Below are 16,023 nucleotides of genomic sequence, written 5' to 3'. Positions count from 1 at the left end.
GCGCAGCCTCGTGCATCCAAACTCCGCGAGACGCTTCGCCCCCACCCCCTCTCCCGAGGGCCTGATTAGCGCTGTGTCTCAGCTGTCGTACGCAGTTGCTGCTCTGTGAGCCTTCCCGCGCCGGCCAGGGCACTGGCCAGGCGCGGCACCATGGCGGCCAGGTTGAAGCGGCGATTGAAGCGGTAGGCATGCGCATGCAGGTAGCGCGCGCCGTATTTGGGGAAGTCCACCGCATGGTGGGTGCCGCTAAGCGCCGTTTTGAGATTGCCCAGGATCGTATTGACCCAACGCAGACGAGGCTGCTGGACGCCTTTGCGGCCGCTTCCGGTCACGATGGCATCGTGGGTCAGGCCTGCCCAGCCCACACCGGTGAACGCTGTCAGCCCATCACTGACGACATGGGTGCCCGGTGCCAGTGCCTGCTGAGCCCACGTGTGCACGACGCTTCTTCGGAAGCTGGAGACCACATCCAGGCGGAGATAGCGCGGGCGCCCTTGATGCAGGGAAACCGCTGCAATAAACGGCACTTTATTGCGCCACTGCGGTTGGCCTGGACCACCGGCGCGTTCGCCGCCCAGATAGGCATCATCGATCTGGACCTCTCCGTCGAGCCGGCGTGACTGCTCACGATCGGCCATCGCCGACATCACTTTGTGCTTGATCCGCCATGCAGTGCGATAGCACACGCCCAGTTGCCGAGCCAGTTCCAGCGCAGCAATTCCGTTCTTGGCTTGGCTCACCAGATAGATGGCCAGCCACCACACCCGCAAGGGAAGCTTGGTGTCTGCCATGGGCGTGCCGGCGGTCAAGCTGGTCTGTACCCGGCAGCGCGCGCACTGCCACAGGTGCTGGCGTCCCCGCTCAAAGCCACTGGCATGCGTGTGTCCGCACTGCGGACACACGAAGCCATTGGGCCACCTGGCCTGAACCAAGGCCTCGACACATTGCGCCTCGGAGCCGTAGCGGCTCAGAAAAGCCGGAATCGAAAGCCCCTTTTGGAACTGGATCCGATTGAGCGTCATCGCCGTATCTCACTGAAGAACCTGCATTTCTAAACCAAGGCAGCATCACCAGCTGAGACACAGCGCTAATCAGGTCCCGAGGGCACAGGGGCTTGAGCCAGCAGAGCGGCTTTCACGGCGAGCGTGGAGTCGCAGCGAGCGCAAAAAAAGGCGCGGCTTTGTGGCCGCGCCCTTGTTCCAGCGTGTTCCAGCCGATGCTGGCGCTCAGCGGCCGATGCGGGTGCTGAAGCGTGCCGCGTTGTCGGTCGGGTCGGCATCGGACGAGGCCGAGTTGGCGCTAGCCTCGATCACGATGTTGCGGTCGGCGTGCAGCGGGCGGGTCGCGGTGGTCAGGGTGAACGCGGTGCTGGCGCCCGGGGCCAGGTCGGCGCGGGTGCTGCACTGGTATTGCACGCTGCGCAGGTCGTGGGGCTGGCGTACGCACTGCCAGCCGCGCGGCGGGACCAGCAGCGACAGCACCGACAGCGTGTTGCCGCTGACGCTCAGGCTGGCGCGCTTGACCGGCGCATTGCCATGGTTGACCAGGGTGAGGCGGTAGTTGGCGCTGAACGCGATCAGCGGCAGCGTCGCCGGGCCGTCGATGCGCAGCGCCAGGTTGCCGGCAGGTGCGGCCTGCACCGCCACCGCGGCGCTGGCGCCGTTGTTGCCGCCGTTCGGGTCCTGGGTCTGCGAGGCGACCGAGGCGGCCAGGGTCAGCGTGCGCCCGACCAGGTCGGCCGTGGCAGGCACCGCCACGTCGACGCTCGGCGCGGCACCGGCGGCGAACGCCGTCGTGGTGCAGGTCACCACGGTCTGCGCGGCTACGTCCGGGGCGGCGCAGTCCCAGCCCGGGGCGGCGGTCACGGTCGGCGTCACCGCCGCATCCAGGGCGAAGGCGACCGCGGCGAAGCGCGCCGCATCCGGGCCGGCGTTGCCGAGCGCGACGCTGTAGCGGATGGTGTCGCCGGCGTAGACCGCGGCATTGGCCGCGGTCGCGGTCACGCTCAGGTCGGCGCGCTGCAGCGGCTTGAGCGTGAGCAGCACCACCGCCGGATCGTGGTCGGACAGCCGCGCCGGCGAGTTGGCGTCGTTGCGCGCAGTGGCCGGGAAGTCGGCGTTGAGCCGCGCATGGCTCTCGCTGAGCGTCGCGACCTGCGCCGAGTTCATCAGCGCGCGGTTGGCCAGGATGTGGTCCAGCGACTGCACGTTGCCGTCGTAGGCGTACGAATAGCTCTGGTCCGGCGTGGACAGCAGGGTCAGGTTGTACAGGTCGGGCGCGACCAGGTCGGCGCCATCGCCGTCGACCACGGTCTGCGCGTCGGCCGAGGGCAGGCCGGTCACCGTGCCCATCGCATCGACGTAGCCGTCGTTGAACTCGAAGGCGTTGAAATCGCCCATCACCAGCAACTGCTCGCCGGGATCGGCCACTTGCCGCGCCTGCAGCAGGTTGGCCAGGAACACCGCCTGCGCCTGGCGCTTGGCGCGGATGCGCAGGCCGCTGGCGTCGTCGGTCTCGGCGCCGTTGAGCGAGCGCTGGTGCACCTCGACCACGGTCAGCGGCAGGGTGCGGCCGTCGGCGAAATGCACGATCGCCTTCAGCAGCAACGGTGGGCGGTCGTTGAGCAGGCTGCTGCCGCCGGCCGGCTCGGTCCAGGTGGTCGCCTTGCCTTGCTGGCTGACCGAGCGCACTTCCACGCGGGCGATGCCGGCGCCGACCGCGCCGGTCTTGACCAGGAAGCCGACGTCGATGCCGCCGACGTCGTTGCCTTCCTGCAGGTAGGCCACGTACTGCGGATCGGGCTGGCCGGCGGCGACCGCGTCGCTGTTGATGCGCGCGGCCAGGGTCTGCAGCACGCTCAGGCTTTCCACTTCCACCGTGCCCAGGATGTCGGGCGTGTTGAGGTAGTTGCGGATCGCCAGCGAGGCCTTGTTGAGCCGCGCCTGGTAGGCGGCCGCGGTCAGCACCGGTTCGCCGATCGCCGGGTCGTTCTGGTCGTCGAAGAAGCGCTCCATGTTGTAGGTGGCGACGTTGACGTCGTCGGCCTGCGGCGCGGGCGCCGGCTTGGGCTGGTCGGCGCCGTTGCATTGCACGGTGGGCGCGGTTTCCGGATAGATCGTGTAGCGGCGGAAGCTGTAGTCCAGCGGGCCGCTGACGCCGAGCACCACGCAGCCGCTGGCCACGTCGATACGCTCGCCGCCGAGGCCGGCGCTGCCCACCGCGATCACCTGCGGGCTGGTGTTCCAGCGCGGCACGTCGGCCGGGGAGCCGGCCGGCAGCGGGTCGGGCTGCTGCACGCCGGCCGTGCGCCAGGCGCGCGGCAGGCCGCTGACCACGGCATGGAACACGCCGTTGCTGCTGGCGCTGGCGTTGGTCTCGTTGACGCTGCCGCCGGTGGGCGCGTTGACGGTCAGGCTGGGCACGGCGACGCGCATGCCTTCCAGGCGTTCGAGCTGGTCGTAGGCGCCGTTCGGGTCGGGGAAGCGGGTGGTCAGCGTCACCGCGGCCGGCAGCGGATTGCCGGTGGACTGCAGCAGCACGGTCGGCGTGCCCAACTCGGTCAGCGGCGGCTGGGTCGGGTCGGCGCTCGGCACGTATTCGAGTACCGTGGCCTGCACCCGCACCGCATTGCCCACCGCGGCCTCGGCCGGCGGTGCGCTGCCGGTGTAGACGTAGATGCCTTCGGAGGTCTGCGGATCGGCGTCGGCCTGGGCGTCGGGCGCCTGCAGGAAGAAGCCGGCGCTGCGCCGCGCGGTGACGATGCCGCTGGTGGCGACGATCTGCCCGACCAGCGGCGAACGCGCGCCGCTGCCCTGGATGCTGTGGATCGGCACCAGGTTGAAGTCGTCGTTGAGGATCACGCCGCTGGCGGTCAGCGTGGCCGGCAGGGCGCCGCTGATGCCGGTGATGTCGAGGTAGAAGGTCTCGTCCGGCTCGTTGGCGGTGTCGCCGTTGACCAGCACGCTGACCTGCGCGCTGCTTTCGCCGGCGGCGATGGTCACGTTGGTCGCGGCCACGGCCTGGTAGTCGCTGCCGGCGCTGGCGCTGCCGTCGCGGGTGGCGACGCGGAAGCTGACCCCGCCGCTGCCGGCCGGTTGGCTCAGGGCGATGGTGAACACGAACGCGCTGCTGCCGCTGTCGCCTTCGCCGCGGCTGAGGTTGGCCACGCTGGCCACCGGCTGGTTGCCGCTGCCGCACAGGTTGGCGGCCGCGGCGCTGTTGCGCGGGGTCGGCGCGCCGGTGGCGAAGTCGGCGTTGTTGTTGTCGCTGTCGCTGCAGCCGCCGCTGCCGCGCAGCACCGCCAGGGTGTTGCTCGGCGCGGCGGTCGGCGCGCTGCCTTCGGCGCAGCTGGCGCTGCTGCCGTAGCCGACGAAATCGACGTTGCCGGCGGGGCAGGCGCCGCTCAGCGCGGTCGCCGCGTTGCTCAACGCGAGTTTGCCGGCGGTGCCGCTCATCGCGATGGTGCCGGTGGCGTCCGGCGTCGGCAGCGCGGTGCTGCCGCCGCTGCCGTCGGCCTGCTTGACCAGGTAGTAGTCGCCGGCGGGGATGTTGCCGGCCAGCGCGGTGACCTGCCAGCTGCTGCCGGCGGCCGAGGCGTACTGCAGCGACCAGCCGGCCAGGCTCACCGCCTGGTTGCCGTTGTTGTGCAGTTCGACGAAATCGCTCTTGTAGGTGGCGCCGCTGTTGCCGCCGCCGCCATAGACCTGGCTGATGACGACCTGGGCCTGGCCGGTCCCGGCACAGGCAAGCGCGCACGACAACACTGCAGCACGAAGCAGCATGGTTCGCATGACGAAGACTCTCCCCAATCCTTGAAGACGCACGTAACGGCGATGACCGACGGCGTTCCCCGAAGCGCCGGCTCGATTCTGCCCGAGTTTGCCGTGCGCCGCTGACCGGGATGTGACACGCGTCGCTGCGGTACCCTTGCCGGCCCCGGATCGCCGTCCCCCGCCCATGCCCGTCGAACAGAACCAGCGCCCGCTCGAAGCCGGCATCCACACCGACCTGGAAGGCCGCGTCACCTACGGCGGCTACCTGCGGCTGGACCAGCTGCTGTCCGCGCAGCAACCGCTGTCCGATCCGCCGCACCACGACGAGATGCTGTTCATCATCCAGCACCAGACCTCCGAGCTGTGGCTGAAGCTGCTGGCGCACGAGCTGCGCGCGGCGATCATGCACCTGCAACGCGACGAGGTCTGGCAATGCCGCAAGGTGCTGGCGCGCAGCAAGCAGGTGCTGCGCCAGCTGACCGAGCAGTGGTCGGTGCTGGAGACGCTGACCCCGTCCGAATACATGGGCTTCCGCGACGTGCTCGGCCCGGCCTCGGGCTTCCAGTCGCTGCAGTACCGCACCATCGAGTTCCTGCTCGGCAACAAGAACGCACAGATGCTGCGCGTGTTCGGCCACGACCCACACGGCCAGGCGGCGCTGCAGGCGGTGCTCGAAGCGCCCAGCCTGTACGAGGAATTCCTGCGCTACCTGACCCGTTTCGGGCATGCGATTCCCGCGCAGTACCGGGCGCGCGACTGGCGCCAGCCGCATGTCAGCGATCCGCTGCTGCGGCCGGTGTTCGAGCGCATCTACGAGAACACCGACCGCTACTGGCGCGAATATGCGCTGTGCGAGGACCTGGTGGACCTGGAGACCCAGTTCCAGCTGTGGCGCTTCCGCCACATGCGCACGGTGATGCGGGTGATCGGCTTCAAGCGCGGCACCGGCGGCTCCAGCGGCGTGGGCTTCCTGCAACAGGCGTTGGCGCTGACCTTCTTTCCGGAGCTGTTCGAGGTGCGGACCTCGGTGGGGCTGCCGGACGGGCGCGACGTCGCGCCGGGACTCGGGACTCGGGACTCGGGACCCGATGGCGCGCCGCCGCCGTCCTAGCACGCGCTTGGGTGCCGCTCTCAAGCGATGCGCTCAGGTCGCGGAACGCCTGCGAGTCCCGAGTCCCGGCTCCCCAGTCCCGACCCAATTTGACGCCAGCGCCAACTGTCGGTGATGCTCGCCCGTTACCCGGCCAGGCCGGGAATCGCCCCAGCCCATACTGAATACGCAAGGGAACACCGCATGAGCGTTGACGACGTCGCGTCGCACCCCCCAGCCTCACCGCCGCAGCCGCCAGCGCAACCGCCCGAATTCAAGACCCTGCTGGGCCATCCACGGCCATTGTGGATGCTGTTCATGACAGAATTCTGGGAGCGCTTCGCGTTCTACGGGATCCGCTGGGCATTGGTGCTGTACATCGTGGCGCAGTTCTATGGGGGGCAGGGTTCTGGCCAGGCCTCGGCTAGCGCCACGTATGGCGCGTATCTGGCACTGGTCTACGCGGCAGCCATCTTCGGAGGTTACGTCGCCGATCGAGTGCTCGGCTATCAGCGGTCCATCCTGGTCGGTGCAGCGGTGATGGCCACTGGCCTTTTCATGATCGCCGTACCGAACCAGCAGGTGTTCGAGCTAGGCCTAGCCACGATCATCGTCGGCAATGGCCTGTTCAAGCCCAACATCTCGGCGATGGTCGGCAAGCTCTACAGTGTTGCCGACCCGCGTCGAGACAGCGGATTTACCATCTTCTACATGGGCATCAATATCGGCGCGATGGTCTCGCCAGTGTTGACCCAGATGTTGGCCGAGAAAGTGTTTGGCACTGTGGCGATGCCGTCCTACAAGATGGTGTTCATCGCCTCGGGCATCGGCATGTTGATAAGCCTGCTGTGGTTCTTTGTCGGCCGCGCCCAGCTGAAGGGTATCGGCGCTGCATTCCCAGGTACCGGCGGTAGCGGCCGCGTCATCGCCGTACTGGTGGGCTGTGTGTTCGCGGTTCCTGTGATCTATTTTGTGCTCGGGGGCGCGCTTGCCAGGTATGTGGCCGATGCGCTGATGTCACTGGGATGGCTGCAAGCGGTCCATGTGCAGGGCGCGCTCGACTACGAGAAGACGCTCGCCGCCGCGACGGTGCTGGCCTGGATACTCGGTGCGATCTTCATTGCGCTGTCGGTGATGTTGTTGGTCGAAGGCATCCGCAACGGCAAGGTGGCGCGCGACAAGGTGATCGCGATGCTGATCATCTTTGCCTTCAACGTGTTGTTCTGGATGTTCTTCGAGCAGGCGGGCAGCTCTTTCACCTTCCTTGCCGACGAGATCGTCAATCGCCAGTTCGGCGACTGGACCTTTCCCACCGCATGGTTCCAATCGGTGAATTCGTTGGCCATCATCACCCTTGCACCGGTCATCGCCTGGATCTGGGTCAAGGCTGGCCGCTTCAATCCCTCGATCTCGCGCAAGTTTGCGCTGGGCCTGGGGTTCAATGGCCTGGCATTCCTGCTGCTGATGTTCGCGCTGTCGAGCCTGGTCAACGATGCCGGCAAGATCCCGTTCTGGACCTTGTTCATGGTCTACGTGATCCAGTCGGTGGGCGAGCTGTGCCTGTCGCCGATCGGCCTGTCGATGGTGACCAAGCTGGCACCACTGCGCCTGGTCGGTTTCGGCATGGGCGGCTGGTTTCTGTCCACCGGCATCGGCAACAATCTGTCCGGCATCTTTGCCAGCCATGTCAGCGGCAAGGATGGGATGACGGTATCTTCCGCCTTGGGCGGATATACCTTCGGTTTCTGGGCCCTGCTGGGCTCGGGTGTGTTGTTGTTCCTGATTGCACCGTTGATCAGCAAGTTGATGCACGGTGTTAAATGACGTGAGGTAGATCGCAATGGCGAACAAGACGATCAAGACGATAGGCAGCGCGGCGGCGCTGATGCTGGCCCTGGGCGGTTGCAACAAGGCGCCTGCGCCGGAACCGGAACAGGCGCCGGCCAAGCCGCTGGACACCTCGGTGCAGAAGCCGCCGGTAGCCGATCCGAACCAGCCGGTGGCCTCGGGCAACACGCCCGCCGCGGCCGATGTGGCCGCGGCGGCGGCGTTGGGCGCGCAGTTCGATCCGCACCGCGATCCGGCCAACGACCTGGAAACGGCCGAGGTGGAAGCCAAGCGCGGCGGCAAGCGCATCCTGCTCGACGTGGGCGGCGAGGCGTGCGCGCGGTGCCACATCCTCGACGACTTCATCCAGGGCGACGCCGAGGTGCGCAGTTTCCGCGACGCCAACTACGTGTGGGTCAAGGTCAACCGCAGCGACGAAAACAAGAACGAAGCGTTCCTGGCCCAGTACCCGAAGATCGAGGCCTATCCGCACCTGCTGGTGCTCGATGCCGACGGCAAGCTGCTGCACTCGCAGTTGACCGGCGAGCTGGAGAAGGGCGAGGGCTACGACCGCAAGAAGTTCTTCGACTTCCTCAAGCAGTGGGCGCCGCCGAAGACGTGAGCGCAGCGGCCGACTGCTGAACGTCGCTCGCATCCTGTAGGAGCGGCTTCAGCCGCGACGGGCGTTACCGACAATGCCTGTCGCGGCTGAAGCCGCTCCTACAGGAACTCGCGGCCGCGCCTGCTTCAGGCGCTGCGCCTCACTTGCCGGTCATGCTCGGCAACCCCTCGGCCGCCAGTCGGTCGATCAGCCGGTTCAGCACGCGCTGCTCTTCCTCGCTGAACGGCGCCAGCAGGCGGCGCTCGCATTCCAGCACCATCGGCGCGACCACCTGGTAGACCTCCACCCCCGCCTCGGACAGGTGCAGGACCGAGCGGCGGCGGTCGTCGCCATGCGTCTCGCGCTGGATGAAGCCGCGTTCCAGCAACCGCGCTACCGCGCGGCTCACCGCCACCTTGTCCATCGCGGTGCGCTCGGATACCTCGCCGGCCGACAGCCCCGGATACAGCGCCAGCACCGCCATCACCCGCCATTCGGTCACCGCCATGCCGTAGCGCTCGCCGTAGACGCGGGCGATGTTGCTGCTGATCCGGTTGGACAGCACGCTGATGCGGTAGGGCAGGAACTGCTCCAGGTCGAGCGACGGCTGCTCGGGGGCGGGCGGGGCGGCGGAAGCGATCGAGGTCATGCTGCATTGCACCTTGCTGGTGGTTTCATTTGTAACTATAACGGAGGAGACTACTGTCCATTCTCGCGAGTCTGGCGTCCGTCCGCATCCGAAATTTCGGCCGGGCGCTGCCCGCGTTCTCCAGGAGACGAGCCATGAGCGCACAACCGCAGTATCCGTCCCAGCCGGCCAACCTGGGCATGCAGGTCACCACCTTCGAGAACCCGATGGGCATCGACGGCTTCGAGTTCGTCGAGTTCGCCGCGCCGGCCGGGCAGGGCGAACAGTTGCACGCCTACTTTCGCAGCATGGGCTTCAGCGCGGTGCTGCGCCATCGCCGCCGCGCGATCACCGTGTACCGGCAGGGCGGCGTGAATTTCCTTGTCAATGAGGACCCGGATGCGTTCGCCGCCGATTTCGCCGCCGCGCATGGTCCCTGCGCCTGCGGCTTCGCGATCCGCTTCCGGCATCCGGCCGACGCCGTGTTCGCCAAGGTGCTGGAGAACGGCGGCGAAGCCATCGCCGACAAGGCCGACACGCGCGCGGTGCCGGCGCCGGTGGTCAAGGGCATCGGCGACTGCATGCTGTACCTGGTCGACCGCTATGGCGAAAAGGGTTCGGTGTACGCCGAGTTCGAGCCGGTGCCGGGCGCCGAGCCGCATCCGGCCGGCTTCGGCCTGACCTTCATCGACCATCTGACCCATAACCTCTACTTCGGCAACATGCAGCGCTGGTCGGACTACTACGAGCGCCTGTTCAACTTCCGCGAGATCCGCTACTTCGACATCAAGGGCGCCAAGACCGGGCTGACCTCCAAGGCGATGACCGCGCCGGACGGCGTGGTGCGCATCCCGCTCAACGAGTCCTCCGATCCGAAGAGCCAGATCAACGAATACCTGGACGCCTATCACGGCGAAGGCATCCAGCACATCGCCTGCTTCACCGACGACATCTACGCGACCGTGGAGCGGATGCGCGCGGCCGGGGTGGAATTCCTGGACACTCCGGACGCGTATTTCGAGGTGATCGACCAGCGCATCCCCGACCACGGCGAAGACGTGGCGCGGCTGGCCAGGAACAAGATCCTGATCGATGCCGATCAGGAGACCAAGCAGCGCAAGCTGCTGCAGATCTTCACCCAGAACTGCATCGGCCCGATCTTCTTCGAGATCATCCAGCGCAAGGGCAACGAAGGCTTCGGCGAAGGCAACTTCCAGGCGCTGTTCGAGAGCATCGAGCGCGACCAGATGAAGCGCGGGGTGCTTTGATTGGCGGGACCGGGGACCGGGGACCGGGGACCGGGGACTCGGGACTCGGGACTCGGTAAAGCAGTCCCGGTGGTGTACCTCCTTATGTCCTTCGGCGGCATGTGGCAAGCGTTTCGTTCGTTAAGTTTTTCCGAGTCCCGAGTCCCGAGTCCCGAGTCCCGAGTCCCGACCTCCCGAGTCCAGCCATGCACAACGACACGTTCCACTACCAATCCGGCTTCGGCAACGAATTCGCCACCGAGGCCGTGCCCGGCACGTTGCCGGTCGGGCAGAACTCGCCGCAGCGCGTGGCCCATGGCCTGTACGCCGAGCAGCTGTCGGGCACCGCGTTCACCGCGCCGCGCGGCGTCAACCGGCGCAGCTGGCTGTACCGGATCCGCCCGGCCGTCGTGCACGGCAGCTTCGCCGCGTACACCCAGGCCGGCGCTTTCCATAACGACTTCAATGCCGGGCCGGTGTCGCCGGACCAACTGCGCTGGAGTCCGCTGCCGTTGCCGCAGTCCCCGGTGGATTTCGTCGATGGCCTGTACACGATGGCCGGCAACGGCTCGGCCGCGGCGCAGCACGGCGTGGCGGTGCATCTGTACGCGGCCAACGCGTCGATGCAGGGCCGTTTCTTCTACGACGCCGACGCCGAACTGCTGATCGTGCCGCAACTCGGGCGGCTGCAGCTGTGCACCGAACTGGGCACGCTCGAGGTCGAACCGCAGGAGATCGCGGTGATCCCGCGCGGCGTGCGCTTCCGCGTCGTGCTGCTCGACGCGGAAGCGCGCGGCTACGTGTGCGAGAACTTCGGCGCGCTGCTGCGGCTGCCCGAGCTGGGGCCGATCGGCGCCAACGGCCTGGCCAATCCGCGCGATTTCCTGACCCCGGTGGCCGCCTACGAGGAAGACGAAGGCGACTTCGCGCTGATCGCCAAGTTCCAGGGCCACCTGTGGCAGGCGCCGATCGCGCATTCGCCGCTGGACGTGGTCGCCTGGCACGGCAACTACGCGCCGTACAAATACGACCTGCGCCGCTTCAACACGATCGGCTCGATCAGCTTCGATCATCCCGACCCGAGCATCTTCACCGTGCTCACCGCGCCCAGCGACACGCCCGGCACCGCTAATCTGGACGTCGCGATCTTCCCGCCGCGCTGGCTGGTGGCGCAGCACACGTTCCGGCCGCCGTGGTTCCACCGCAACGTGGCCAGCGAGTTCATGGGCCTGCTCCACGGTGTCTACGACGCCAAGGCCGAAGGCTTCGCGCCCGGCGGCGCTTCGCTGCACAACTGCATGAGCGGGCATGGCCCGGATGCGGCGACCTTCGACAAGGCCGCGCAGGCGGACCTGTCGCGGCCGGACGTGATCGCCGACAGCATGGCCTTCATGTTCGAGACCCGCGCCGTGCTGCGCCCGACCGCGCAGGCGCTGGCCGCTGCGCATCGCCAACGCGATTACCAGCAGTGCTGGCAGGGCCTGCGCCGCAACTTCCGCGCGCCCTGAGCGCGCGCTGCGCTCAGGCGGCTTGCAGCGAGGCGTGCAGCGGCACCGGCAGCACTTCCAGCACGCGCTCGCGGATGCGTTGCGCATAGCGCTCGGAGGTCATTTCCGGCATCGCGCGCAAGGCGTGCGCGATCGCTTGCAGCGTGTCGGCGTCCTCGCGCGCGTCGCGCAGCAGCTGCTGCAAGGTGCGTGAGGCGGGATGGCGCTGCAGTTGCAGCAGGTCGAGCAGGTACATGCGCGCGTTGAGCAGCGCGCGGCGCGGATCCGCCGGCGTTACGGTCGCTGGTGTCTGCGCAGCGGGCGGGGCGGTGCTTGCGCGGCCATCGTCCAGATAGCCCTGCTGCAGCAGCGCCTGCACGATCGCCGCGGCATTGCTGCCGCCCAGTGCGGCCAGCTCGTCCACGCTGCGCTGGCCGTCGGCCAGGATCAACACACGCCGCTGGCGCATGTCCAACGGCGCGGCGTGGGATTTCAGTGCGGCGAGGGCGAGGGCGGTCTTGCGCGGATGCATGGCAGCGGTACCGGAAGGTGCGAAGCTTTGCCGCCGGCGGTGAAACATTGATGACAGGCGCTGCGAGCCGTCGCGGCGGCGAGGCAATGCCGCGTGCGCGGGCAGGCGCCATGCGTGGTCGGTGCTGCGATAGCGTGGCCGTGCCCTGGGCACTGTGTGGTGCGTGGCGCTGCGTGGCATTGGGAGCTTGTTGGGCGGTTTCCGCCGAAGCCGAAGCTGAAGCAGCCTCTTACCCCGACCCCGGGCTGCGTCGCGCAGGTAGCGGGAGCGGACCCCGCGACGCGATTCCGCAACGCCAGGCAGTGCATGCGCGCGGCACGCGCGCTAGCCTATGCACTGCTCTTGCGAGGAACTGCGATGAAGCCGACCCTGCCCGCCGCCGCATTGCTGCTGCTCGCGCTGAGCGCCTGCGACAAAGCGCCGCCTCCACCGCCGCCTGCACCGCCCGCGCTCGCCACCGCGAACGATGACCCCTTGCCGCCGCCGGCGCTGGACCAGCCCGATAGCGACGTCCCCCCGGCACAGGCCCCGGCCGCGGCGATGCCGCCGCAGATGGCGCCGGCCGAGGGTCAGCTCGCCCGCGACGACGGCTATGGCGACCTGCGCCTGGGCATGAGCGCGGCGCAGGCGCGCGCGGCCTGGGGCGGCGAACTCGACGGCCAGCCCGGCGCGGCCGGCGGCTGCTATGTGCTCAAGCCGCGCTGGGTCAAGGGTGGCACCGACTTTGGCCTGATGTTCGAAGCCGACAAGCTGGTGCGCTACGACGTGCGCACCGCCAAGGAGACCGCGCCGGGCGGCGGCAAGGTCGGCATGGACCTGGCGCAACTGCGCGCGCTGTACGCCGGGCGCGTGCAGGAGCAGCCGCACAAGTACATCGAAGGCGGCAAGGTCCTGCGCATCGCCGGCCCCAATGCCCAGTCCGGCGTGCTGGTGTTCGAGACCGACGCCGCGGGCAAGGCGACCGCCTGGCGGGTGGGTCTGCCGCCGCAGGTGGACTACGTGGAAGCTTGCGGCTAGCGCCAACGCGACTCCGATCACCTCCCGCAGTTCGCCCATGCGCCCCGCTGCAAGCCTCTGTAGGAGCGGCGTTAGCCGCGACATGTTGCCGAAGCCCCTGCAGTTCCGGCTCCGTTCGTCGCGGCTGAAGCCGCTCCTACAGGAGGCTTGCTACCGACTCGCCGGGTGCACTGTAGGAGCGGCTTCAGCCGCGACGAACGCAGCGGCGGCCCCGACGATATCGGGTAGTTGCCGGGGCCGATGACCCAACGCCACGCTGAGCCCCTCGCACAGTTCGCCCGCCCGGCCCGCCGCAAGCCCCCTATGGGAGCGACTTCAGCCGCGACGAACGCAGCGGCGACCTCGACGGTTTCGGGCAGTTGCCGCAGCCGATGGCCGCAAGCCGCCCGAAGCTGCAACCATCCAGCGCTGGCCATCATCCGTGCAGGAGCCACTCCGGGCGGCCTCCGAGCATCGGGCTACGGCCGACACCAGCGGCGCCCGGCGTCAATGAATCCGCCTGACCATCCGCCCCGTGCCACCCCCACGATGACGGCCGCATCATCCGCGCTGCGCATAGAATCGCGCATCGTAATGGTGAGGGGATGGGCGATGGCAAGCGCGATCGGCTTGGTGCTGGTGGGACTGCTGCTGCTGGCCTTGGGTGGCGATTCGATCGTCAAGGCGGCCTCGGGCCTGGCGCAGCGCTGCGGCGCCTCGCCGTTCGTCGCCGGCCTGCTGCTGGTGGCGTTCGGGACCTCGTTGCCGGAACTGGCGGTCAATGCGCGCGCCTACGCGGTCGGCGCACAGGACCTGGCGCTGGGCAACGCGGTCGGCAGCAACATCGCCAATCTCGGCCTGACCCTGGCGCTGGCCGCGCTGGCGGCACCGCTGCTGGTGCGCACGCGGATGCTGGCGCCGTTGCTGCTGGTGCTGGCGGTGGCGACGCTGGCGCTGATCGGGTTCGGCCTGGACGGGGCGATCTCGCGCCTGGAAGGCGTGCTGCTGTTGCTGGGCTTCGTCGGCGTGGTGGTGTTCCTGCTGCGCCGCGTGCGCAGCGAAGATGCCGCGCGCCAGCTCGGCCTGTCCGGCTATGCGGTGACCCGCACCGCGCTGGGCCTGAACCTGCTGCGCCTGCTGATCGCGGTCGTGCTGCTGTATGTCGGCGCCAAGCTTGTGGTCGATGCGGCGCCGCGGCTCGGCGCCGCCTGGGGCCTGTCGCCGCTGCTGGTGGGCCTGTTGCCGGTGGCGATTGGCACCGCGCTGCCGGAAGCCGTCGCGGCGATCGCCGCCGCGCGCCGCGGCCAGGGCGACATGGTGGTCGGGCATGTGCTCGGCTCCAGCCTGTTCAACCTGCTGGTGGTGATCGGCGGCATGGCGGCGCTGCGCCCGTTGCCGCTGCCTGCCTCGTTCGTGCGTCTGGAATTGCCGGCGGCGGTGGCGCTGAGCGTGGTGCTGTATCCGATGCTGCGCGGCGACATGCGCATCAGCCGCGGCGAAGGCGCGGTGTTGCTGGTCGCGTTCCTGGCCTGGATTGGGCTGGAAGTGGTGTTGGTGGGATGAGGCGCGGCTGTAGCCTGCCATCCAGGCGATGCCACCTGTAGGAGCGGCTTCAGCCGCGACCGGGACCTTACCGGTAACGCCCGGTCGCGGCTGAAGCCGCTCCTACAGGGCTGTGCCAGCGCGGCTAGCGCTCGTCGTCCTGCTGCGCCGGCGGCGGCAAGCCTTCCTTGTCGGCATGCTCGCCGCTGTTGGGTACCTGCGGCCGCTGCTCCATCATCAGCGACAGCGCCGCCTTGGCCATCATGTGCGCGCTGATCGGCGCGGTGATGAACAGGAAGGCGGTGATCAGCAGTTCGCGCGGCTGCGGGTCCTGGCCCAGGAACAGGTGGTAGCCGACCGAGGCCAGCAGCACGCAGCCCACGCCCAACGTGCTGGCCTTGGTCGGCGCATGCAGGCGCTTGAAGAAGTCCGACAGCTTCACCAGCCCCAGCGCGCCGAGCAGGATGAAGCCGCAGCCGACGATCAGCAGCAGCGACAGCCCGACCTGCAGCAGCGTGATCATTCGACGATGTTCCGGCGCAAGACGAACTTGCTCAGCACCACGGTGCTGCCGAAGCCGAGCATGGCGATGACCAGCGCGGCCTCGAAATACACCGGCGAATCCAGGTACATGCCGAACAGCATCAACTCGGCGATCGCGGTCACCGACAGCGTGTCCAGCGCCAGGATGCGGTCGGGTACGGTCGGTCCGCGCAGCAGCCGCCACAGCGCCAGCAGCATCGCCAAGGCGACCACGTGCATGCACACGGCGATGGTGCCATCGATGAACATGTGGCCGGTCATGGGAAGATCTCCATCAGGGGCGCTTCGTAGCGCGTCTTGATCTGCCGGATCACGGTCTCGGCGTCGTCCAGGTGCAGCACATGCACCAACAGGTATTTGCGGTCGTCCGACAGCGCCGCCGACACCGTGCCCGGGGTCAGCGTGATCATGCTGGTCAGCGCGGCGATGCCGTGGATGTTGGCGATGTCCAGCGGCACCCAGATGAAGCCGGGGCGGATCCGCGATTCCGGACCCAGCACCTGCAGCGCCACCACCACGTTGGAGCGCACGATGTCCCAGGCCACCACGCACAGCATCTTCGGCACCGAGCGCAGCGAGCCGATGCGCGCGAACTCGCGGTCCAGGCGCGCGGCAAACAGCGGCACCGCCACGCCCAGCAGCGCACCCAACAGCAGCTGACCCAGGCCGAAGCTATCGCTCATCAGCAGCCAGAACACGGCGACGGTGACGCTCAGCGGCCAGGACGGGAACAGGCGGCGCAACCAGGGACGGCGCAT

The 16,023-nt window shown here is 68.3% G+C and carries 14 protein-coding genes; 7 read left to right on the top strand and 7 right to left on the bottom strand.

Translation table 11 applies throughout. From position 1 onward, the window contains the following. Nucleotides 1–65 precede the first annotated feature (65 nt). On the bottom strand, nt 66–1,022 hold the full coding sequence (locus KHF85_RS18610; RefSeq protein ID WP_284566649.1) for an IS1595 family transposase: 957 nt from the start codon (nt 1,020–1,022) through the stop codon (nt 66–68). A 204-nt stretch (nt 1,023–1,226) separates the two neighbouring features. Then, nucleotides 1,227–4,790: a lamin tail domain-containing protein gene (locus KHF85_RS18605; protein WP_284567798.1), complete on the bottom strand. Its 3,564-nt coding sequence runs from the start codon at nt 4,788–4,790 to the stop codon at nt 1,227–1,229. Nucleotides 4,791–4,956: 166 nt separating this feature from the next. On the opposite strand from KHF85_RS18605, the gene KHF85_RS18600 reads away from it, so the two are divergent. The 3 genes from KHF85_RS18600 to KHF85_RS18590 all read left to right on the top strand — a co-directional run bounded on the left by KHF85_RS18600 (nt 4,957) and on the right by KHF85_RS18590 (nt 8,311). Continuing rightward, nucleotides 4,957–5,883: a tryptophan 2,3-dioxygenase gene (locus KHF85_RS18600; protein WP_284567797.1), complete on the top strand. Its 927-nt coding sequence runs from the start codon at nt 4,957–4,959 to the stop codon at nt 5,881–5,883. Between the two features lie 183 nt (nt 5,884–6,066). Continuing rightward, nucleotides 6,067–7,686 carry a peptide MFS transporter gene (locus KHF85_RS18595; protein ID WP_284567796.1) on the top strand — a complete coding sequence of 540 codons (1,620 nt, stop codon included), beginning with the start codon at nt 6,067–6,069 and terminating at the stop codon, nt 7,684–7,686. 16 nt (nt 7,687–7,702) lie between these two features. Continuing rightward, complete coding sequence (locus tag KHF85_RS18590; RefSeq protein WP_284567795.1) at nt 7,703–8,311, top strand: thioredoxin family protein; 609 nt, start codon at nt 7,703–7,705, stop codon at nt 8,309–8,311. A 139-nt stretch (nt 8,312–8,450) separates the two neighbouring features. Here the strand turns inward: KHF85_RS18590 and KHF85_RS18585 are convergent, their stop codons facing one another. Next, nucleotides 8,451–8,939 (bottom strand): MarR family winged helix-turn-helix transcriptional regulator, encoded by a 489-nt coding sequence (locus KHF85_RS18585; protein ID WP_206710937.1) that lies wholly within the window; start codon nt 8,937–8,939, stop codon nt 8,451–8,453. Nucleotides 8,940–9,073: 134 nt separating this feature from the next. Here KHF85_RS18585 and hppD point away from each other — a divergent pair, with 134 nt between their 5' ends. Continuing rightward, nucleotides 9,074–10,186, top strand: a complete 1,113-nt coding sequence (hppD, locus tag KHF85_RS18580) for a 4-hydroxyphenylpyruvate dioxygenase (RefSeq protein WP_409976630.1) — start codon at nt 9,074–9,076, stop codon at nt 10,184–10,186. A 185-nt stretch (nt 10,187–10,371) separates the two neighbouring features. After that, a complete protein-coding gene (gene hmgA / locus KHF85_RS18575) occupies nt 10,372–11,673 on the top strand; it encodes a homogentisate 1,2-dioxygenase (protein ID WP_284567794.1) in 1,302 nt (433 codons plus the stop codon). Between the two features lie 13 nt (nt 11,674–11,686). Here the strand turns inward: hmgA and KHF85_RS18570 are convergent, their stop codons facing one another. Continuing rightward, the gene (locus KHF85_RS18570) at nt 11,687–12,184 is read right to left on the bottom strand and encodes a hypothetical protein (protein ID WP_284567793.1); all 498 of its coding nucleotides are present in this window, start codon (nt 12,182–12,184) and stop codon (nt 11,687–11,689) included. A 357-nt stretch (nt 12,185–12,541) separates the two neighbouring features. Here KHF85_RS18570 and KHF85_RS18565 point away from each other — a divergent pair, with 357 nt between their 5' ends. Then, nucleotides 12,542–13,201, top strand: a complete 660-nt coding sequence (locus KHF85_RS18565; RefSeq protein ID WP_284567792.1) for a lectin — start codon at nt 12,542–12,544, stop codon at nt 13,199–13,201. A gap of 591 nt (nt 13,202–13,792) precedes the next feature. Next, entirely contained in the window at nt 13,793–14,743 is a 951-nt protein-coding gene (locus tag KHF85_RS18560) for a calcium/sodium antiporter (protein ID WP_284567791.1), read from the top strand. Nucleotides 14,744–14,867: 124 nt separating this feature from the next. Here the strand turns inward: KHF85_RS18560 and KHF85_RS18555 are convergent, their stop codons facing one another. The 3 genes from KHF85_RS18555 to KHF85_RS18545 are packed head-to-tail and all read right to left on the bottom strand — an operon-like array spanning nt 14,868 to nt 16,023. Beyond that, the gene (locus KHF85_RS18555) at nt 14,868–15,245 is read right to left on the bottom strand and encodes a Na+/H+ antiporter subunit G (protein WP_009575160.1); all 378 of its coding nucleotides are present in this window, start codon (nt 15,243–15,245) and stop codon (nt 14,868–14,870) included. Further along, nucleotides 15,242–15,526 carry a K+/H+ antiporter subunit F gene (locus tag KHF85_RS18550; RefSeq protein WP_004426328.1) on the bottom strand — a complete coding sequence of 95 codons (285 nt, stop codon included), beginning with the start codon at nt 15,524–15,526 and terminating at the stop codon, nt 15,242–15,244. The genes KHF85_RS18555 and KHF85_RS18550 overlap by 4 nt, the downstream gene beginning before the upstream one ends. Then, nucleotides 15,523–16,023, bottom strand: a complete 501-nt coding sequence (locus KHF85_RS18545; RefSeq protein WP_284567790.1) for a Na+/H+ antiporter subunit E — start codon at nt 16,021–16,023, stop codon at nt 15,523–15,525. Before KHF85_RS18545 ends, KHF85_RS18550 begins: the two co-directional genes overlap by 4 nt.

It is taken from the genome of Xanthomonas graminis pv. graminis (assembly GCF_030168915.1).
Taxonomy (GTDB): domain Bacteria; phylum Pseudomonadota; class Gammaproteobacteria; order Xanthomonadales; family Xanthomonadaceae; genus Xanthomonas_A; species Xanthomonas_A translucens.
This window is presented reverse-complemented; position numbering and strand designations above follow the sequence as displayed.